Annotated in this window: 18 protein-coding genes; 13 read left to right on the top strand and 5 right to left on the bottom strand. The window is 71.9% G+C overall.

Features of this window, described 5'->3' with window-relative positions; genetic code table 11:
- Positions 1 to 98: 98 nt before the first annotated feature.
- From AB0I22_RS36315 to AB0I22_RS36305, 3 genes are all read left to right on the top strand, one after another.
- Positions 99 to 722: a GntR family transcriptional regulator gene (locus AB0I22_RS36315; protein ID WP_363135294.1), complete on the top strand. Its 624-nt coding sequence runs from the start codon at positions 99 to 101 to the stop codon at positions 720 to 722.
- A 157-nt stretch (positions 723 to 879) separates the two neighbouring features.
- Positions 880 to 3,558, top strand: a complete 2,679-nt coding sequence (aceE, locus tag AB0I22_RS36310; protein ID WP_363135293.1) for a pyruvate dehydrogenase (acetyl-transferring), homodimeric type — start codon at positions 880 to 882, stop codon at positions 3,556 to 3,558.
- A 208-nt stretch (positions 3,559 to 3,766) separates the two neighbouring features.
- Positions 3,767 to 4,789, top strand: a complete 1,023-nt coding sequence (locus AB0I22_RS36305) for a YafY family protein (protein WP_363135292.1) — start codon at positions 3,767 to 3,769, stop codon at positions 4,787 to 4,789.
- A 123-nt stretch (positions 4,790 to 4,912) separates the two neighbouring features.
- Here the strand turns inward: AB0I22_RS36305 and AB0I22_RS36300 are convergent, their stop codons facing one another.
- The gene (locus AB0I22_RS36300) at positions 4,913 to 5,845 is read right to left on the bottom strand and encodes an SDR family oxidoreductase (RefSeq protein ID WP_363135291.1); all 933 of its coding nucleotides are present in this window, start codon (positions 5,843 to 5,845) and stop codon (positions 4,913 to 4,915) included.
- Between the two features lie 383 nt (positions 5,846 to 6,228).
- Between AB0I22_RS36300 and AB0I22_RS36295 the strand changes: the two genes are divergently transcribed.
- A complete protein-coding gene (locus tag AB0I22_RS36295) occupies positions 6,229 to 6,756 on the top strand; it encodes a DUF4240 domain-containing protein (protein ID WP_363135303.1) in 528 nt (175 codons plus the stop codon).
- 38 nt (positions 6,757 to 6,794) lie between these two features.
- Here the strand turns inward: AB0I22_RS36295 and AB0I22_RS36290 are convergent, their stop codons facing one another.
- Positions 6,795 to 7,283 carry a GNAT family N-acetyltransferase gene (locus AB0I22_RS36290; protein WP_363135290.1) on the bottom strand — a complete coding sequence of 163 codons (489 nt, stop codon included), beginning with the start codon at positions 7,281 to 7,283 and terminating at the stop codon, positions 6,795 to 6,797.
- Positions 7,284 to 7,358: 75 nt separating this feature from the next.
- Here AB0I22_RS36290 and AB0I22_RS36285 point away from each other — a divergent pair, with 75 nt between their 5' ends.
- Together AB0I22_RS36285 and AB0I22_RS36280 are read left to right on the top strand one after the other, a co-directional pair.
- Entirely contained in the window at positions 7,359 to 8,267 is a 909-nt protein-coding gene (locus AB0I22_RS36285) for a TIGR01777 family oxidoreductase (protein WP_363135289.1), read from the top strand.
- 374 nt (positions 8,268 to 8,641) lie between these two features.
- Positions 8,642 to 9,982 (top strand): NAD(P)/FAD-dependent oxidoreductase, encoded by a 1,341-nt coding sequence (locus AB0I22_RS36280; RefSeq protein WP_363135288.1) that lies wholly within the window; start codon positions 8,642 to 8,644, stop codon positions 9,980 to 9,982.
- 43 nt (positions 9,983 to 10,025) lie between these two features.
- Here the strand turns inward: AB0I22_RS36280 and AB0I22_RS36275 are convergent, their stop codons facing one another.
- Positions 10,026 to 11,597 carry a regulator gene (locus AB0I22_RS36275; RefSeq protein ID WP_363135287.1) on the bottom strand — a complete coding sequence of 524 codons (1,572 nt, stop codon included), beginning with the start codon at positions 11,595 to 11,597 and terminating at the stop codon, positions 10,026 to 10,028.
- Between the two features lie 318 nt (positions 11,598 to 11,915).
- Here AB0I22_RS36275 and lipB point away from each other — a divergent pair, with 318 nt between their 5' ends.
- The 4 genes from lipB (at position 11,916) to AB0I22_RS36255 (ending at position 14,937) form a co-directional block, all read left to right on the top strand.
- Entirely contained in the window at positions 11,916 to 12,698 is a 783-nt protein-coding gene (gene lipB / locus AB0I22_RS36270; RefSeq protein WP_363135286.1) for a lipoyl(octanoyl) transferase LipB, read from the top strand.
- A gap of 116 nt (positions 12,699 to 12,814) precedes the next feature.
- Positions 12,815 to 13,765 (top strand): lipoyl synthase, encoded by a 951-nt coding sequence (gene lipA / locus AB0I22_RS36265; RefSeq protein ID WP_363135285.1) that lies wholly within the window; start codon positions 12,815 to 12,817, stop codon positions 13,763 to 13,765.
- 232 nt (positions 13,766 to 13,997) lie between these two features.
- The gene (locus tag AB0I22_RS36260; RefSeq protein WP_363135284.1) at positions 13,998 to 14,246 is read left to right on the top strand and encodes a hypothetical protein; all 249 of its coding nucleotides are present in this window, start codon (positions 13,998 to 14,000) and stop codon (positions 14,244 to 14,246) included.
- Between the two features lie 10 nt (positions 14,247 to 14,256).
- Entirely contained in the window at positions 14,257 to 14,937 is a 681-nt protein-coding gene (locus tag AB0I22_RS36255; RefSeq protein ID WP_363135283.1) for a DUF4191 domain-containing protein, read from the top strand.
- A gap of 115 nt (positions 14,938 to 15,052) precedes the next feature.
- On the opposite strand, the gene AB0I22_RS36250 is transcribed toward AB0I22_RS36255, so the two are convergent.
- Positions 15,053 to 15,520, bottom strand: a complete 468-nt coding sequence (locus AB0I22_RS36250) for an RDD family protein (protein WP_363135282.1) — start codon at positions 15,518 to 15,520, stop codon at positions 15,053 to 15,055.
- Between the two features lie 244 nt (positions 15,521 to 15,764).
- Between AB0I22_RS36250 and glnA the strand changes: the two genes are divergently transcribed.
- Positions 15,765 to 17,174, top strand: a complete 1,410-nt coding sequence (glnA, locus tag AB0I22_RS36245) for a type I glutamate--ammonia ligase (RefSeq protein WP_363135281.1) — start codon at positions 15,765 to 15,767, stop codon at positions 17,172 to 17,174.
- Between the two features lie 71 nt (positions 17,175 to 17,245).
- On the opposite strand, the gene AB0I22_RS36240 is transcribed toward glnA, so the two are convergent.
- Positions 17,246 to 17,773, bottom strand: a complete 528-nt coding sequence (locus tag AB0I22_RS36240; protein ID WP_363135280.1) for a VOC family protein — start codon at positions 17,771 to 17,773, stop codon at positions 17,246 to 17,248.
- 258 nt (positions 17,774 to 18,031) lie between these two features.
- Between AB0I22_RS36240 and AB0I22_RS36235 the strand changes: the two genes are divergently transcribed.
- Positions 18,032 to 18,313 carry a hypothetical protein gene (locus tag AB0I22_RS36235; protein ID WP_363135279.1) on the top strand — a complete coding sequence of 94 codons (282 nt, stop codon included), beginning with the start codon at positions 18,032 to 18,034 and terminating at the stop codon, positions 18,311 to 18,313.
- A gap of 35 nt (positions 18,314 to 18,348) precedes the next feature.
- Positions 18,349 to 18,546: a hypothetical protein gene (locus tag AB0I22_RS36230; protein ID WP_363135278.1), complete on the top strand. Its 198-nt coding sequence runs from the start codon at positions 18,349 to 18,351 to the stop codon at positions 18,544 to 18,546.
- The last annotated feature ends 198 nt before the right edge of the window (positions 18,547 to 18,744 follow it).

The following is an 18,744-nucleotide window of genomic DNA, read 5'->3' as shown; positions in this document are numbered from 1 at the left end:
TCCCCGTTGCTGGACGTCGCTGGACCTCACTGGTCGTTGCTGGACGTTGCTGGAAGAGCAGAATGGCGGCCGACCGGCCGCGCCCCGAAGGAGCACTCATGACCCCGCCCGTCGTCCACTCGCTGCGTGAGCAGATCCGCGAGCACATCCTCAAGGGGATCGTCAGCGGCCGCTGGCAGCCCGGCGAGCGGATCGTGGAGCGGCGGATCGCCGTGGAGCTGGAGGTCAGCCAGACGCCCGTACGGGAGGCGCTGCGCGAGCTGGAGTCGCTGCGGCTGATCGAGTCGGCGCCCAACAAGGGCGTCCGCGTGCGCAATCTGACCGCCACCGATCTCAAGGAGAGCTATCCGGTGCGGGCCGGGCTGGAGCGGGTGGCGGCGGGGCTGGCCGCGGAGCGGCTGGCGGCGGACCTCTCCGGGCTGGAGCGCGAGGTCGCGGCGCTCTGCGAGGCGGACCGGACGAACGACGGCGAGGCGCAGGTCAGACACACGGTGGCGTTCCACCGGGAGATCGTGCGGGCGGCCGGGAACGGCGTGCTGCTGCACACCTGGGAGTCGCTGGGCATCGAGGTCTGGACGACGCTGTCGATCCGCTGGCTGAGCCCCGAGCCGCGCTCGTACGCCGCCGATCACCAGGAGCTGGTGGACGCTTTCCGACGGCGCGATCCGCTCATCGGAGACGTGCTGACCACGCATGTGCTGTGCTGCGCCCCGCAGGTCTGACACCGGGTGCCACAACCAACGACACCCCGTGCCACCAGGGGTTTTTTCTTTTGATGAAACATTGATCGATCATCGATCAGAGGCGTATCGTCGATCGTGGGCGCAACCCCTGCCTGCCGCCTCCCACCTTCCTTTCGTCCGGAAAGGGGCTCACCTCATGCCCGATCCCGTGCGCCAGCCGTACAGCCAGCTCGACCAGCTCCCGGACGTCGATCCCGAGGAGACGGCCGAATGGGGCGAGTCCCTCGACGCCGTCACCGCCGCCGCGGGCCCGCACCGCGCCGCCTACCTCATGCGCCGCACCATGGAGCACGGCGAGGGCGCCGGTCTCGGGCTCCCCCCGCTGCTGGAGAGCGAGTACGTCAACACCATCCCCACCGCCGCGGAGCCCGGCTACCCGGGCGACGAGGAGATGGAGAACCGGATCACCGCCTACAACCGGTGGAACGCCGCCGCGATGGTGACCCGCGGCAGCACCCTCGGCCTCGGCGGCCACATCGCCACCTACGCCTCCGCCGCCTGGCTGTACGAGACCGGCTTCCAGCACTTCTTCCGCGGCAAGGACGACGCCGCCTCCGGCGGCTCCGGCGACCAGCTCTACCTCCAGGGCCACGCCTCCCCCGGCATCTACGCCCGCGCCTTCCTCGAAGGCCGCCTCACCGAGGGCCAGCTCGACCGGTTCCGCCAGGAGGCGAACGGCGACGGCCTGCCCTCCTACCCGCACCCCCGCCGGCTGCCCTGGCTGTGGGAGTTCCCGACCGTCTCCATGGGCCTGGGCCCGCTCTCCGCGATCTACCAGGCGCGCTTCAACCGCTACCTGGAGCACCGCGGGATCAAGGACACCTCCGGCTCCCGGGTCTGGGCGTTCCTCGGCGACGGCGAGATGGACGAGCCCGAGGCCACGGCCGCGCTCGCGCTGGCCGGCCGGGAGGGCCTGGACAACCTCACCTTCGTCATCAACTGCAACCTCCAGCGCCTCGACGGCCCCGTCCGCCCCAACTTCAAGATCGTGCAGGAGCTGGAGGCCCAGTTCCGCGCCGCGGGCTGGAACGTCGTCAAGTCCCTGTGGGGCGCCGCCTGGGACGACCTCTTCGCCCGCGACGCCGACGGCGCGCTCGTACGGCGGCTGCGCGAGACGCCGGACGCCCAGTTCCAGACGTACGCGACGCGCGACGCCGCGTACCTGCGCGACCACTTCTTCGGCGCCGACCCGGCGCTGCGGGCGATGGCCCAGCAGCTGACCGACGCCAAGCTCCTGGAGCTGTTCCAGACCTCCCGCGCCGGCCACGAGCCGCGCAAGGTGTACGCCGCCTACCGCGCCGCCGTCGAGCACAAGGGCGCGCCGACCGTGATCCTCGCGCAGACCGTCAAGGGCCACACCCTCGGCGCGGGCTTCGAGTCGCGCAACGCCAACCACCAGATGAAGAAGCTCACCGGCGAGCAGTTCCGCGACATGCGCGACCTGCTCGGGCTGCCCATCCCGGACAGCGCGCTGGCCGACGGCCCCGTGCCGTACGCCCACCCCGGCGAGAACTCCCCCGAGATGGCCTACCTCCGCGAGCGCCGCGCCGCGCTCGGCGGCCCGTCCCCGGCCCGCAAGGTCACGGCGAAGCCGCTGCCCGAGCCGTCCGCGAAGCCCTTCGAGGCGCTCCAGAAGGGCTCGGGGACCCAGGAGATCGCCACCACCATGGCGTTCGTCCGGCTCGTCAAGGACCTGATGCGGGAGAAGGAGACCGGCCGCCGCTGGGTCCCGATCGTCCCCGACGAGGCCCGCACCTTCGGCATGGAGTCGCTCTTCCCGTCCGCCGGGCTCTACTCGCCCAAGGGCCAGACGTACGACCCCGTCGACCGCGACCAGCTCCTGTACTACAAGGAGGCCAAGGACGGTCAGATCCTCAACGAGGGGATCACCGAGGCCGGTTCGCTGGCCGACTTCACCGCCGCCGCGACCTCGTACGCGACGCACGGCGAGCCGATGATCCCGTTCTACATCTTCTACTCGATGTTCGGCTGGCAGCGCACGGCCGACCAGTTCTGGGCGCTCGCCGACCAGCTCGGCCGCGGCTTCGTCATCGGCGCCACCGCCGGCCGTACGACGATGACGGGCGAGGGCCTCCAGCACGCCGACGGCCACTCGCACCTCATCGCCTCCACCAACCCGGCGGCGATCTCGTACGACCCGGCGTTCGCGTACGAGGTCTCGGTGATCGTCCGCGAGGGCCTGCGCCGGATGTACGGGCCCGAGGCCGAGGACGTCTTCTACTACCTGACCGTCTACAACGAGACGAAGGTGCAGCCCGCCATGCCCGAGGGCGTGGAGGAGGGCATCCTCAAGGGCCTCTACCGCTACCAGGAGGCCCAGGGCACGGCCGCGGACGCCCCGCACCTCCAGCTCCTCGCCTCGGGCACCGCGATCCACTGGGCGCTGGACGCCCAGCGGCTGCTCGCCGAGGACTGGGGCGTGGCCGCCGACGTCTGGTCCGCGCCCTCCTGGACCGAGCTGCGCCGCGAGGCCCTGGACTGCGAGGCCGCGGCACTGCGCGGCGAGGAGCGGGTCCCGTACGTCACCCAGACCCTGCACGGCGCGCCCGGCCCGGTCGTGGCCGTCAGCGACTGGATGCGGGCGGTCCCGGACCAGATCGCGCCGTGGGTCGAGCAGGACTGGACGTCCATCGGCACGGACGGCTTCGGCCTCTCCGACACCCGCGAGGCCGCCCGCCGGCACTTCGGCGTCGACCCGCAGTCGGTCGTGGTGTCCGCCCTGTCCGCGCTCGCCCGCCGCGGCGAGGTCAAGGCGTCCCTCGTGAAGGAGGCCGCGGAGCGCTACGGCCTCTGAGCCCTCCCCCACAACTCGGCGGCCGCGCCCGCCTGTCCCGGTACTCAACCGAGGGCGCGGCCGCTGAACAACACCTCTGGCGGGTCACTTCTTTTAAAGAAGAGGCCCGCCAGAGGTCATTGCGGTCATTGCCGCCCCGGGTGGCAGCGGCGCCCCGCCCCCAGATGCCCCTGGGCCGCCTGTCAGTGGCGCCCGGCATGATGGCCGTATGCGCGCTGCCCGGCTCATCACGATGGTGCTGCTGCTCCAGTCCCGGCCGACGATGACGGGGGCCGAGCTGGCCCGCCGGCTGGAGGTCTCGGAGCGCACGGTCGCGCGGGACGTCCTCGCCCTGTCCGAGGCGGGCGTCCCCGTCTACGCGGACCGCGGCCGTACGGGCGGCTACCGCCTCGTCGGCGGCTACCGCACCCGGCTCACCGGGCTGGGCCGTACGGAGGCCGAGGCGCTGTTCCTGTCCGGGGTCCCCTCCGCGCTGCGCGAGATGGGCCTGGCCGACGCCGCCTCCGCCGCCCGGCTGAAGGTCTCGGCCGCCCTGCTGCCGGAGCTGCGGGACGCGGCGGCGGGCGCGGCCCAGCGCTTCCACCTGGACGCGCCCGCGTGGTTCCGGGAGGCGAGCGCCCCCGAGCTGCTGCCCGCGATCGCGGAGGCGGTCTGGGACGACCGCCGGCTGACGGCGCGCTACCGGCGCGGCAGCGCCGAGGCGGAGCGGGAGCTGGAGCCGTACGGCCTCGTGCTCAAGGCGGGCGTCTGGTACCTGGCCGCGCGGGTCGCCGATACGGGCGCGAATCCGCCCTCGGGCGCGGAGGCGTCCCCTCGGCGGGACTTCCGGGTCTACCGGGTGGACCGGTTCACGGCGGTCGCGCGCGGCGAGGAGCGGTTCCGCCGTGACGAGGCGTTCGAGCTGCCCGCGTTCTGGGAGGAGCGGGCCGTCGAGTTCGCGCGGTCGATCCTGCGGGAGCGGGTGGAGCTGCGCCTCACGCCGGACGGCGCGCGGCGGCTGCCGCACGTGACGGACCGGCTGGCCGCCCTGGAGGCGCTGGCCGCGGCCGGGGACCCCGACGAGCGGGGGCGGATCACCGTCACCCTGCCCGTCGAGACGTCGGACGTCGCGTACTCCCAGCTGCTCGGGCTGGGGCCGGACGCCGAGGTGCTGGCCCCGGCGGCGCTGCGCGAGCGCTTCGCGCGGGCGGCCCGCGAGATGGCCGACCGGTACGGGAACGGGCCGCCGTGAGCCGCTGGGAGGGGGCGCGGGGCCCCGTAACGACGGGTGCACTGCCGCGAGCCGTACAAGGCCCCTCCCAGCGGCGTGTCTCAGCGGTGGGCCTCAGCAGCGGGTCCCAGCGGCGTACGGCCGTCAGCGGTAGTCGGCGGCGGTGGCGTCCTTCCCGCCGAAGACGACGTCACGGAAGTACGCCATGGCGTCCGGCCGCGACCCGTCGGTGTCCGTGAAGCCGTACTCCCTGGCCATCTCGCCGCTGGAGACCGACGCGCCGTTCCAGCGCGCCCGGTCGGGGTCGGCGGCGAGCGCCACGACAGCGCGCCCGATCAGGGCGGGCGACTCGGCGATGGCGAAGTGCGGCACCTTCTCCACCGCGTCGCGCCAGGTGGCCTCCGTGACCCCGAAGTGGTCGAGCATCTCCTCCGAGCGCAGGAACCCCGGCGTGATGGAGAGCGCGGTGCCCCCGTACTCCTTGAGCTCCTCGGCGAGGCCGAAGGCCATCCGGTGCGGGGCGGTCTTGGCCAGGTCGAAGGGGAGGTTCCCGCGGTAGCTCTTGTTGAACTCGGATGTGCCGTCGGTGACTTCGACCACCAGGCCGCCGGGGTTGCGGATCAGCAGCGGCAGCGCGTAGTGGCTGGTGATGAGGTGCGTGTCGATGCCGAGCCGGAGCATCCGCAGCCCGTCGGCGACCTTCACCTCCCAGATCTTCTTGTCGAACTCCAACAGGTGGTCGCCGCCCCAGACGTCGTTGACCAGGATGTCGAGCCGCCCCGCTTCCCGCTCGATACGTTCGACGAGCGCCTTGACCTGCTCCGGCTCCAGATGATCGGTGACCACCGCGATCCCCGTGCCGCCGGCCGCCGTCACCAGCTCGGCCGTCTCCTCGATGGTCTCGGTGGGCCGCCCGACCTCGCTGACGCGGGCGCGGGTCGTGCGCCCTGTCGTGTAGACCGTGGCCCCAGCCCGCCCCAGCTCGACGGCCATCGCCCGCCCCGCGCCGCGGGTCGCCCCCGCGACCAGCGCGACCTTGCCGGTAAGGGCCTTCGCCGATGCGTCCTGTGTGCTCACGTCCGTACGTCCTCTCGCTCCGCCGGTTGGCTACGAGCCGACCCTGACAGCGATACCGGACACCTTCTGTCGTCTTTTCGCGGCGGGTCGGACGTTCGTGGCGGGCCGGACGTTCGCGGAAGCGCAGCTGTACCGTTCCACCGCGCCCCGACCGGCCCCCGCCCCCGCACCCTCTGCCGCGAAGACCGCCGGGCAGCAGCCATGAGCCATCGCCGCACTCCAACGCGCGGGCGTGACACGCCCAGGAGCGTCGGGATCGATCACCGGCCGCCACCGGGCGCGTGGGAATCGGCGTCCGCCCCTCGCCCGGCCGATAACGACACAGCCGCATCTGGGCCGCTCCGCGTGCATGGTCCGCCCCCAGGCCCGATGCTGGTGCCGTGATGGACGAGACGGAGTTCTGGTCGTTGATCGACGGCGCCCGCCAGGCGGCCGAGGGCGACCCCGAGGACCAGGCCGATCTGCTGATCGAGCGGCTGACGCAGCTCGACCCGGACTCCGTGCTGTACTTCGCGCGACATTTCGAGGCGCGCTACAACCGCGCGTACCGCTGGGACCTGTGGGGCGCGGCCCGGGTGCTGCTGGGCGGGGCGGGCGACGACGTGTTCGACTGCTTCCGCTGCTGGCTGATCGGGCAGGGTCGAGAGGTCTTCGAGGGGGCGCTGCACGAACCGGACGACCTGGCCGATCTGCTGGACGAGTTCGACGAGCGGATCGACGGGGACGCGGAGGATCTCGGGTACGCCGCCGATGAGGCGTACGAGCAGCTGACCGGGGCCGAGTTGCCGGACCTGGGGCTGCCGGAGCCGCCGTCGGAGCCGCTGGGCAGCCCGTTGGACCTGGAGGACGAGGCGGCGCTGGCGGAACGGTTCCCCAAGCTGTGGGAGGGCCGCTTCCGGCTGGGGGCGTAGGACGCCCGTACAAGCAGCGCCCCGGGCCCGCGCGCCGGCTACAGCGCCCGCGCCATCAGCACATCGTCCACGTACTCCCCGTCCAGCAGGAACTCCCCCCGGAGCACGCCCTCCACCACGAAGCCCTCCGACTCGTACAGCCGCCGGGCGGGGGCGTTGTGCCCGAGGACCCGCAGCGTGAGGCGGACCGCGGCCTGCCGGCGGGCCCATGCGGCGCACTCCCGCAGCAGGGCGCGGGCGACGCCGCGCCCGCGCGCGGCCTCGTCGACGGCGAGGCCGCGTATCTGCCGTACATGCGCGTTGGAGGGCAGCCCGGTCGCCGGTACGAGGCGCAGATAGCCCGCGACACGCCCGTCGAGCTCGGCCACCAGGATGTGCTCGGGCGGGCCGGCCTCGGTGAAGAACGGCGCGTACGGCGGCTTCGGCCGGGCCGTCACCGCGTGCGTCGGCGACCAGGCACGGCGGTCCAGTTCGGCGAGCGCCGCGTCGTCGGACAGGGCGGCGGGGCGGATGACCGGTTCGGGCATGCGGGTCACTGTGGCACACGCGTGGCCTCCTTCGACGGCCTTTTCGGCGGCCTGCGGACCGGCGCAGGGGGCAGGATGGCCCGTATGCGGATCGCGATCACCGGTTCGACCGGACTCATCGGTACGGCGCTCGTACGCTCCCTGGAGGCGGACGGCCACCACGTGGTGCGGCTGGTCCGGCGCGCGCCCCGGGCGGCGGACGAGGTCGAGTGGGACCCCGAGCGGCAGCGGATCGACGCGGCCGGGCTCGCCGGGTGCGCGGCCGTCGTGCACCTCGCGGGCGCGGGCATCGGCGACCACCGCTGGACGGACGCGTACAAGAAGAAGCTGCGCGACAGCCGGGTGCTGGGCACGGCCGCCGTCGCCGAGGCCGTGGCCGCCCTCGACGAGCCGCCGCGGGTGCTGCTGAGCGGCAGCGCGATCGGCTTCTACGGGGACACCGGGGACCGCCCGGTCGACGAGGACCACCCGCCGGGCGACGGCTTCCTCGCGGACCTCTGCCAGGAGTGGGAGGAGGCCGCCGGGGCGGCCGTGGAGGCGGGCGTACGGACCGTGTACGCCCGTACGGGGCTGGTCGTCTCCCGCGCCGGCGGCGCCTGGGCACGGCTCTTCCCCCTCTTCCGGTACGGCCTCGGGGGACGCCTGGGCGACGGCCGCCAGTACTGGAGCTTCATCTCCCTGCACGACCACGTCGCCGCCCTGCGCCACATCCTGGACACCGAGACGCTGTACGGGCCGGTCAATCTCACCGCGCCGACGCCCGTCACCAACCGCGAGGTGACGGAGACGATGGGCCGGGTGCTGCGCCGCCCGACGCTGTTCCCCGCGCCCGCGCCCGCCCTGCGGATCGTGCTGGGCGAGTTCGCGACGGATGTCCTGAGCAGCCAGCGGGTCCTCCCCCGCAAGCTGCTGGACTCGGGTTTCACGTACGCGTTCCCTCAGGTCGAGGACGCGGTACGGGCGGCGCTGGCGGAACGGGGCTGACGGGGCCGGACCGGGGAGCACGGGCCCGCCCCTCGACGGACCGCGCCGCCTGGCCCCGGTCCAGCCGCCGGCCCCGGTCCGGTCGCCGTACGCCGCCTCCCGCACCCTCCGTACGCCGTGCACACGCCCGTCGGCCGACGTACGCGTACGCGCCGTGCGACCTCCCCGCGGCCTCCCCGCGGCCGCCGTGCGACCGGCGTGCGACCGTGCTCTGTCCGTGCGCGACTGCCGCGGCGGGGTTTTGTCCCTACCGTCGAGGCAACTCACGCATCCCCGGCTTTCGCCGGGGGAATCAGGCCACCGAGTGAGCGGACCGACCTCGGGGAGGGCACGTGCTCGACCGTGCACGAAATTCCGCGGACCACACCGGTGTCATGGACGCCGTCGACTCCGATGGCGCGGATGTCGTCGATGTCGTCGATGTCGTCATCGTGGGCGCCGGGCTCGCCGGCCTTTCGGCGGCGCAGCAGCTCACCAGCGCCGGAGTAACAGTCACCGTCCTGGAGGCCGCCCCTTACGCGGGGGGTCGGATGACCACGGAGACGGTGGACGGTTTCCGCCTGGACCGCACCGGACAGCTGCTCAACACCGCCTACCCCGAACTGCTGCGCACCCCCGGCCTGGGGACGCTCACGCTGCGGCCCTTCGCGCCCGGCGTGCTGGTCCGCCACGACGGCGTCACCCTGCGGACGGGGGCGCCCCGCGGCGCGAGGAGCGCCCGGAGCACGCGGGGCGCACTGACGACGGCGCGCGCCCTCGCACGCGCGCCCCGCGCGGGCGGACTCGACCAGGCGCGGATAGGTGCCGCGCTCTCCCGATTCGCGACCCTCTCCACCGACCGGCTGCTCACCCGCCCCGACCGGCCCGCCGCCGAGACCCTGACCGGGCGCGGCCTCTCGCCCCGCACCGTCGAGAGCTTCCTGCGGCCGCTGCTGATCTCGCTGCTCGGCGACCCGGCCCTCACCACATCCAGCCGCGTCGCCGACCTGGTGCTGCGCGGGTACGCGCGCGGGCGGCTGTGCCTGGCCGCCGGCGGGGCGGCCACGATCCCCGAACTGCTGGTCGCGGCCCTGCCGCCGGGCACGGTCCGGACGGGCGTACAGGCGAAGTCGGTGTGCACCACGTCCGTCTCCACCGCCGGTCACGGCGACATCCGCTGTCGCTCCGTCGTGGTCGCCACGGGGGCGCGCGCCGCCGCCGAGCTCATCCCCGGCCTGCGGCTCCCCGCGTTCCACCCCGTCACGGTGCTGCACCACACCGCCGACGAACCGCCGCTGCGCGGGCCGGCGCTGATCCTCACCGCCGGCGGGAACGGCCCGGTCGCACACACCACGGTGGCCAGCGAGGTCGACCCGGCGCGCACCCCGCCCGGCCGCACCCTGATCACCTCGACGGTGCTGGGCCGCGCCGCCGCCCTGCCGACCGCCGAGCTGGACCATGCGGCCCGCGCCCAACTGGCCGCCGTCTACGCCACGTCCACCACCGGCTGGAGTCTGCTGGCCGCGTACCACGAACCCGACGCGATCCCCGCCATGACCGCGCCCCACGACCTCCGCCGCCCGGTCCGGCTCCTCTCCGGCCTGTACGTATGCGGCGACCACCGCGACACCAGCACGGTGCAGGGCGCCCTCTACTCGGGCCGCCGGGCCGCCCGCGCGGTCCTCACCGACCTGGGCGTCACCGCCGACGCACCACCGGCGCTGCGCGCGGCGTGACCGGGGACCGGGCCCCTCCCCCAGGGGGCCCGCCCCGCGCCGGCTACCCCAGCGCGGCCACCCGCTCCCGATACCCGCGCGCGGCCGCGGCGTCCCGATACGGCTCCAGCCTCCGCTCGAAGTCCCGCACGTACTCCACCGCTCGGGCCGACCGCATCTCGGAGGCCTGCTGCGCCGCCTCGGCCCCCAGCACGCACGCCTGCTCCAGCTCGCCGAGCCCCAGCCGCGCCGATGCCAGCACCACCCGGCAGAACAGCCGGCTGCGCGCGAACCCGGCGCCGCGCAGTTGCAGCGACCGTTCCGCGTGCAGGGCGGCCGCCCGGTACTGCTGCAAGTCCCGGTAGCAGTGGCCGAACTCGTCGGCCAGCTGCGCCTCGTCGAAGAACCGCGCCCAGTACGGCACCTCGTCCCCGGGCCGCGCCGTCTCCAGCGCCCGCTCCGCCCGCGCGAGGGACGCGGTGCACGCCCGTACCTCCGTCAGCACGCCGTGCCCGCGCGCCTCCACGGCGTGCAGCAGCGCCTGCACCACCGGCGGCGCGCCCGACCCGACGCCCTGCTGGGCGACGCGCGCCAACTGCACGGCCTCCCGGCCGTGCCCGAGGTAGACGGCCTGCCGGCTCATGGTGACCAGGACATAGCTGCCGTAGGCCCGGTCACCGGCGGCCTGCGCCAGCCGCAGCGCCTGTACGAAGTACCGCTGCGCCAGCCCGTGCGCGGCGATGTCGTACGAGGTCCACCCCGCCAGCCGCGTGAGGTCGGCCGCGGCGGCGAACAGCCGCCGCCCGGTGGCCTCCCCGTACGCGCCGCGCAGCATCGGCTCCACTTCGTGTTCCAGATAGCGCACCAGCGCCTGGCGCGCGTGGCCGCCCCCGTACGCGTGGTCGAGCGTCCGGAAGAGCTCCCCCACCGACCGCAGCGCGGCGACGTCGCCCATCGTGACGCGGGAACCGGGGCCGCGCTCGGTCTGCCGCTGCCGGGATACGGGCCCCCGCCCCTGTACGGGCACGCGCGGCGCCTCGCCCGTGGCCTCGGCGACGAACCCGAGGGGCTTGCCGGCCGCGCCACCGACCGCGACGCCGACCGAAGCACCGGCCGAGGCGCCGGCGCTGGGGGCACTTTGGGTACCGCCCGCACCACCGGCCCCACGTGCCGCCGGGTCCCCTCGCGCCACCCGCTCGTCGGGCCGCCCGATGAGCCAGTCCCGGCTCGGCACCACCAGCCCGGCCGGGGTGAAGGCGATCTTCCGCAGTTCGGTGTGGCTGCCCGAGTCCTTGCGCCACAGCCCGCTGACGATGTCGACCGCCTCGTCGGGCGACGCGGCGAACTCCAGCCCCGCGTACACCGGCGCGCAGGCGTCGAGCCCCATGTCCTGCGCGGAGAGCCGCCGCCCCAGCCGCCGGGTGAAGACCTCGGCGATCAGCGCCGGGGTGGTGCCGCGCGGCTGCTGCCCTCTCAGCCAGCGCGTCACGGATGTCTTGTCGTACCGCAGGTCGAGCCCGTGTTCGAGCCCGAGCTGATCAACCCGGCGCGCTAGCCCCGCGTTGGAGAAGCCCGCCTCGGCGATGAGCCCGGCGAGCTGACGGTTGGGGGTGCGGTGCGGGGGTCGTTCCGTCATCAGCCTGTCGGTCTCCCTGATCGCCCTCTGGAACGGCGCGAATTTAGCGGCAGTCATGGCCCTGATCGCCACCTTCGCCCCGCATTCATCCGATCGTGTGAGCACAGCGGGAAGCGGTTGGCGGGCCCTCCGCCCGACCTCTCCCGCCCTCCCCGACGCCTTCTCCACCCCCTCTCCCGGCCCCCTCTCCGCCCCCCTCCGGCCGTCCTCCGCCCTCCCCGACCGCCTCCCGACCCGGCCGCCTTCGGCGCTGTCAGCCCCCCGCCGTACAGTTGCAGAGCGCGATGGCTGCAAGACAAGGTTCGAAGAGGAGCTGCCGTGAGTGAGCTGCGCTTTGTCCACCTGGGCTTCGGGGCGGACGCCGTCGAATACCAGGAGGCGTGGCAGGAGCAGCGCCGGGTCCACGCCGCCCGCTTCGCGGACGAGATCCCGGACACCTGCCTGCTGCTGGAGCACCCGGCGGTCTACACCGCGGGGCGGCGCACGGCCGACAACGAGCGCCCCCTGGACGGCACCCCCGTCATCGACGTGGACCGCGGCGGCAAGATCACCTGGCACGGCCCCGGCCAGCTCGTCGGCTACCCCATCCAGAAGCTGCCGCGCCCGGTGGACGTGATCGCGCACGTACGCCGCCTGGAGGACGCGCTGATCCGCGCCTGCGCGGAGTTCGGCCTGGAGACCACCCGCATCGAGGGCCGCAGCGGCGTCTGGGTGCTCGGCGACCCGGTCGAGGAGCGCCCCGCCCTGGGCGGGCTGTCCCTGGACTTCGATCCGCGCGTGGCGGACGAGGAGTTCGACCCCCGGCTGAACGGCCCGGAGTACGCGCCGTCCAACGCCGGACAGCGCCGCGAGGACCGCAAGCTGGCCGCGATCGGCATCCGGATCGCCAAGGGCGTGACGATGCACGGCTTCGCGCTGAACTGCAATCCGGACAACACCTGGTTCGACCGGATCGTGCCGTGCGGAATCCGGGACGCGGGTGTGACGTCGCTCTCCAACGAGCTGGGCCGCGAGGTGAGCGTCCCCGAGGCCGCACCCGTGATCGAGAAGCACCTGCGGGACGTCCTACTAGGGGCGGAGCTCCTCCCCCGGGCCGTCTAGCGGGAATGCGCCCCCAACCTCAGAGGTTGGCTTGGGCGTAAGAGCGTAGGTAGTACGGGCGTACCCTAGGGTTCGCCGACGAATCGAATGCCGTACAGCAAAGGGGAGTACCGGACGTGTCCGCTGTCGCACCCGACGGACGCAAGATGCTGCGCCTGGAGGTCCGGAACAGTCAGACCCCCATCGAGCGCAAGCCGGAGTGGATCAAAACCCGGGCGAAGATGGGCCCCGAGTACACCGAGCTGCAGAAGTTGGTGAAGTCCGAGGGCCTGCACACCGTGTGCCAGGAAGCGGGCTGCCCCAACATCTACGAGTGCTGGGAGGACCGCGAGGCGACCTTCCTCATCGGCGGCGACCAGTGCACCCGGCGCTGCGACTTCTGCCAGATCGACACCGGCAAGCCGCAGGCCCTGGACCTCGACGAGCCCCGTCGCGTGGCCGAGTCCGTGGCCACGATGGAGCTGAAGTACGCCACAATCACCGGCGTCGCCCGCGACGACCTGGAGGACGGCGGCGCCTGGCTCTACGCCGAGACCGTGCGCCAGATCCACCAGCTGATGCCGGACACCGGCGTGGAGCTGCTGATCCCGGACTTCAACGCGGAGCCCGAGCAGCTCGCCGAGGTGTTCTCCTCGCGCCCCGAGGTACTCGCGCACAACGTCGAGACGGTGCCGCGCATCTTCAAGCGCATCCGCCCCGGCTTCCGCTACGAGCGCTCCCTCGACGTCATCCGCCAGTCCCGCGCGGCCGGGCTGGTCACCAAGTCCAACCTGATCCTGGGCATGGGCGAGACCCGTGAGGAGATCAGCGAGGCCCTGCGCGACCTGCACGAGGCGGGCTGCGAGCTCATCACGATCACGCAGTACCTGCGCCCCTCCCCCCGGCACCACCCGGTGGAGCGCTGGGTGAAGCCGCAGGAGTTCGTGGAGCTCAAGGACGAGGCCGACGAGATCGGCTACGCCGGGGTCATGTCCGGACCGCTGGTCCGCTCCTCGTACCGCGCCGGCCGCCTCTACCAGCAGGCGATCGACAAGCGGACCGCCGCCCCGTCGGCCCAGGCGGTCTGAACCACCTCGCAGAGGGGCGGGAGCACGGTGGGCTCCGGCCCTCCGGCCCCCGCCGCACGGCAGTACTACGCGGCCCGTACGACCCGCAAGAGCGCGCGACCGGACGGGCCGCGTCAACGTTTCATAGGTGTTTGACCAACAGGTCATCCGTTGGTAACACCGTTCAGTGACGATGTAGGCACGCACCGCTCCCCGTTACATCCACATCCAGGCTCCCGAGGGGGACCCCGACATGCAGGCCGCGCCCGTACGCGCCTCTTCCGCCCCGCCCTCCGCTCTGCCTCCCACGCTCTCCGTACGCCCGCCGTCCGTGACCGACGCCCTGCGCGCCCTGGAAGGGCTGCTGCTGCGCGGCGGACAGCGCACAGCCCGCCGAAACGCCTGGACCGCGGTGCTTGAGGACCGGCGCCGGGCCAAGGACCGGCGCGAGGCGCAGCACGTACTGGAGGCCGTGGCTGCTCCGGGCCCACAGGCCACGTAAACTTCGCTGTATGGCGAGGAAGGAAACATCCGAGAACCCCGGGCGACTGAAGCAGATCGCTCTGACCTACAAGATGACCAAGAAGGCCGACCCCAAGGTCGGTCTTGTCCTCGCGGCTGTGGGAATCGTCACCTTCGGTGTCCTCCTCGCCATCGGCTTCTGGATCGGTCACCCGATCTACTTGGGCATCCTGGGCTTCCTGCTGGCCTTCCTCGCGATGGCGATCGTCTTCGGACGGCGTGCCGAGCGGGCTGCCTTCGGGCAGATGGAGGGCCAGCCGGGCGCGGCGGCCGCGGTGCTGGAGAACATCGGCCGCGGCTGGACGACGACCCCGGCGGTGGCGATGAACCGCAGCCAGGACGTCGTGCACCGGGCGGTCGGCAAGGCGGGCATCGTGCTGGTGGCCGAGGGCAACCCGAACCGGGTCAAGTCACTGCTGGCCGCGGAGAAGAAGAAGATGGCGCGCATCGTCGTGGACGTGCCCGTGCACGACGTGGTGGTGGGCGACGGCGAGGGCCAGGTGCCGCTGAAGAAGGTGCGCACGACGCTGCTGAAGCTGCCGCGGGTGCTGCCGGGCGCGCAGGTGACGGTGGTCAACGACCGGCTGCGGGCACTGGGCGACCTGATGAGCAACATGCCGATGCCGAAGGGTCCGATGCCGAAGGGCATGCGGATGCCGAAGGGCCGCTGAGGCGGGCAGGCACCGCACGCAGGCCGTACAGCAGTACAGCCGTACAGAAGACAGAAAAGGGCGGTCCGGGTTTTCCCGGACCGCCCTTCAAGGTCTCAGCGCGTCTACTACAAGTTCAGATCCGGACCTGGACGGCGCGGGCGAGCTTGTCGTGGAGGCCGCGGGAGTCGCGGTCCCAGACGACGGCGGGGATGACGACGACGAGCAGGACGCTGCGCAGCGCGACGCGGGGCAGCGACAGCCGACCGCCGCCCTCGCCGGCGACGCGCAGCCCGAGGAGGCGCTTGCCGGGGGTGAAGCCGACGGTGCCGACGGTGAGCAGGCTCAGTACGAGGAAGACGAGGAGCGCCCAGTTGCCGGCGCGCTGGGCGCTGCCGTCGGCGAGGAACGCGTAGGCGATGAGCATGCACAGCGCCCAGTCGATGCACAGGGCCCCGATGCGCCGGCCGAGCGGGGCGATGGAGCCGGGTCCGTCCTTCGGCAGCCCGAGCCGCTCGCCCCGGTACCCGAAGTCGACGCCCATGTCCTCGGCGGCCGCGCGCGGCCCGGAGAGCCACGATCCGATTGCTTGCCTGTTATCCACCCGACCACGGTACTGCGACCGCATACGTTCGCCCCGCTCCGGGTCGGGTATACGGGCTGTTCGTACGGTGCCGGGGCGCGCTCCGTACGGCACCGGGGGCGCACTCCGGTTAACCTCGGCGAAACAAATGGGTCATGCTTGGGAAATCCCGCCTGCCTAGGGTCGGGCCCAGCGCGCCACCGCACACAGGGACTGCGCCATCGAAACAACCCCGACCGCACCGGGCCGGGCTAGGAGGAGTTGGATGTTCCAGAACGGCGACGACGCCAAAAAGTTCATCTCGGACGAGGACGTCAAGTTCGTCGATGTCCGCTTCTGCGACCTGCCCGGCGTGATGCAGCACTTCACGATCCCGGCGAAGGCGTTCGACCCGACCGAGGAGCTGGCCTTCGACGGCTCGTCGATCCGCGGGTTCCAGGCCATCCACGAGTCCGACATGGCGCTGCGCGCGGACCTGTCGACGGCGCGCGTCGACCCGTTCCGCAAGGACAAGACGCTCAACGTCAACTTCTTCATCCACGACCCGATCACGGGCGAGCAGTACAGCCGCGACCCGCGCAACATCGCCAAGAAGGCCGAGGCGTACCTCGCCTCCACCGGCATCGCGGACACCGCGTACTTCGGCCCTGAGGCCGAGTTCTACGTGTTCGACAGCGTCCGCTTCGAGACGAGCGCGAACCAGTCCTTCTACCACATCGACTCCGAGGCCGGCGCCTGGAACACCGGTGCGGTGGAGAACAACCGCGGCTACAAGGTCCGCTACAAGGGCGGCTACTTCCCGGCCCCGCCGGTCGACCACTTCGCCGACCTGCGTGCGGAGATCTCCCTCGAACTGGACGCGGCGGGCCTCCAGGTCGAGCGCCAGCACCACGAGGTGGGCACGGCGGGCCAGGCGGAGATCAACTACAAGTTCAACACGCTGCTCGCCGCGGCCGACGACCTGATGCTCTTCAAGTACATCGTGAAGAACGTCGCCTGGCGCAACGGCAAGACCGCGACCTTCATGCCGAAGCCGATCTTCGGCGACAACGGCTCGGGCATGCACGTCCACCAGTCCCTGTGGTCCGGCGGCGACCCCCTCTTCTACGACGAGCAGGGCTACGCGGGCCTCTCGGACATCGCCCGCTACTACATCGGCGGCATCCTGAAGCACGCCCCGTCGCTGCTGGCCTTCACCAACCCGACGGTGAACTCCTACCACCGCCTGGTCCCCGGCTTCGAAGCCCCGGTCAACATGGTCTACTCCCAGCGCAACCGCTCCGCCGCGATGCGCATCCCGATCACGGGCTCCAACCCCAAGGCCAAGCGCGTCGAATTCCGCGCCCCGGACCCGTCCTCCAACCCGTACCTGGCCTTCTCGGCCCTGCTGCTGGCCGGCCTCGACGGCGTCAAGAACAAGATCGAGCCGGCCGAGCCGATCGACAAGGACCTCTACGAACTCGCCCCCGAAGAGCACGCGAGCGTCCCCCAGGTCCCGACCTCCCTCCCGGCCGTACTCGAAGCCCTCGAAGCGGACAACGAGTACCTCCAGGCGGGCGGCGTCTTCACGGCCGACCTGATCGAGACCTGGATCGACTACAAGCGCACCCAGGAAATCGCCCCGATGCAGCTGCGGCCGCACCCGCATGAGTTCGAGATGTACTTCGACATCTAAACCGCGGATTCCGCCCGAGGCCGCCATCCCCGTTGAGGGGGTGGCGGCCTTCGCCGTTGCTACCAGGGTGGTCAGCGCCAGTTGTTGTTGCTGGTGTGGTCGCCGGCGAGCCAGCGGGCGAGGTCGGCGTGGGCTGTGGCGCGGCGCTCGTCGTCGACTTTTTCCACGTCGGGGTGGTCGACGGTGAATTCGAGCTTCAGGCCGTTGGGGTCCGTGACGTAGAGCGAGACGCAGAAGCCGTGGTCGATCACGCGGGCGTCCGAGTCCGGGTCGGCTTCGACGATGCGGTTGCGCATGGCCTCCTGGGCGTCGTGCTCGACCTTGAAGGCGATGTGGCGGAAGGGGGTGACGTTGATGTCGGTCTTGAATTCCTTCTGGGCCTCGGGGTCGGCGAACTGGAAGAAGGCCAGGGCGCTGCCGTCGGCCAGGCCGTAGAGGGCGTGGCTGTACGCGCGTTCGGCGCCGAGCAGTGTGTTGACCTCGGTCCAGGTGGCCACCAGTGGCAGGCCGAGCACGTCTTCGTAGAAGTGGCGGTTGGCTTCCTGGTCGTCGGTGATCCAGGCGTTGTGGTGGAGGCGGAGGGGGATGGACTCGCTCATCTTGAATCAACTCCGTTGGCCATATTGGGTGTTGTCGCCGCGTCGGGTTACTACCGACCGGCACTCCATCCAGGATGCACAGCTAAATGGTTGACTATTAAATCATTTTCCGCCATTATCCGCCACCCAGGGCCGAGTTCAGGCCAGCCCCAGCGCGAAGGCCGAGAAGTGGGCCGCGCGCATTGTCGAGCGCCTGCGCCTGATGCACGAGCTCTCCCTTCAGGGCCTCGCCGAGCAATGCATCGCCCCGGCCGTCCCATGACCAACATCGCCCTCGGCCGCACCGAACGTGTTCGCCGCGTTGGCTTCGACGGCTTTTGCCGCCATCGCCACCGCACTCGACGTCTCGGCGCCGCCCGGCAACACCTCACCAAGATGCAGGGGCAGCACGTCGACGACAGCACGTACATCGACTCCAGGAAGGGCAAAGCCCAGCTCAAGGTGGTGGCCGAGCAAGGGATGCCGAACCAGACGTTCGACACCCCTCGGATGTACGCTCAGTACGAGTCCCGCGTCAGCAACCAGTCACCGAGCCACTGATCCCACTCAAGCCACGCCAGATCGAGGAATCCACCGTGCAGACGTGGATCAAGCGTCGGCTGCAGGTGCTCGACGAGGCAACCGTCGGGCCGATCTTCACGTACCTGTCATCGATCCTGGCCACGGCCGTGGGCGACGACCTGATCTCCGAGAATCCTTGCGAGACTGGCACGGTGAAGCGCGTGAAGCCGCGGCGGTCAACGAAGGCAACGAAGGACGTACCGGTATCCTGAGAGCAGACGGGTGCCCTGTGACCCCACCCACCCAAGCGCTACCAGTCGACGGTCGACTGCGGCCGGAGACTGGGCATGCGGCAGGGCGGAGATCTTCGGGTTCAGCTCAAGCACCCGCCGGTCGAGGTCACGCTGCTGTGCAGGACCAAAGATGGTGAGCCGGTGACCGTGCGCCTGGTGTTCACCACGCGGGAGCGC

Origin of the sequence: Streptomyces sp. NPDC050610 (assembly GCF_040654875.1) — a bacterium.
In the GTDB taxonomy this organism is placed as follows: Bacteria; Actinomycetota; Actinomycetes; order Streptomycetales; family Streptomycetaceae; genus Streptomyces.
This window is presented reverse-complemented; position numbering and strand designations above follow the sequence as displayed.

Bases quoted from the DNA above. Each gene is read 5' to 3' on its own strand.
- glnA (WP_363135281.1), top strand. From the start codon at position 15,765: ATGTTCCAGAACGGCGACGACGCCAAAAAGTTCATCTCGGACGAGGAC.
- AB0I22_RS36285 (WP_363135289.1), top strand. From the start codon at position 7,359: ATGGCCCGTATGCGGATCGCGATCACCGGTTCGACCGGACTCATCGGT.
- AB0I22_RS36295 (WP_363135303.1), top strand. From the start codon at position 6,229: ATGGACGAGACGGAGTTCTGGTCGTTGATCGACGGCGCCCGCCAGGCG.
- AB0I22_RS36255 (WP_363135283.1), top strand. From the start codon at position 14,257: ATGGCGAGGAAGGAAACATCCGAGAACCCCGGGCGACTGAAGCAGATC.
- AB0I22_RS36240 (WP_363135280.1), bottom strand. From the start codon at position 17,773: ATGAGCGAGTCCATCCCCCTCCGCCTCCACCACAACGCCTGGATCACC.
- AB0I22_RS36305 (WP_363135292.1), top strand. From the start codon at position 3,767: ATGCGCGCTGCCCGGCTCATCACGATGGTGCTGCTGCTCCAGTCCCGG.
- AB0I22_RS36275 (WP_363135287.1), bottom strand. From the start codon at position 11,597: ATGACGGAACGACCCCCGCACCGCACCCCCAACCGTCAGCTCGCCGGG.
- AB0I22_RS36260 (WP_363135284.1), top strand. From the start codon at position 13,998: ATGCAGGCCGCGCCCGTACGCGCCTCTTCCGCCCCGCCCTCCGCTCTG.
- AB0I22_RS36290 (WP_363135290.1), bottom strand. From the start codon at position 7,283: ATGCCCGAACCGGTCATCCGCCCCGCCGCCCTGTCCGACGACGCGGCG.
- AB0I22_RS36235 (WP_363135279.1), top strand. From the start codon at position 18,032: ATGACCAACATCGCCCTCGGCCGCACCGAACGTGTTCGCCGCGTTGGC.
- AB0I22_RS36315 (WP_363135294.1), top strand. From the start codon at position 99: ATGACCCCGCCCGTCGTCCACTCGCTGCGTGAGCAGATCCGCGAGCAC.
- AB0I22_RS36280 (WP_363135288.1), top strand. From the start codon at position 8,642: ATGGACGCCGTCGACTCCGATGGCGCGGATGTCGTCGATGTCGTCGAT.
- aceE (WP_363135293.1), top strand. From the start codon at position 880: ATGCCCGATCCCGTGCGCCAGCCGTACAGCCAGCTCGACCAGCTCCCG.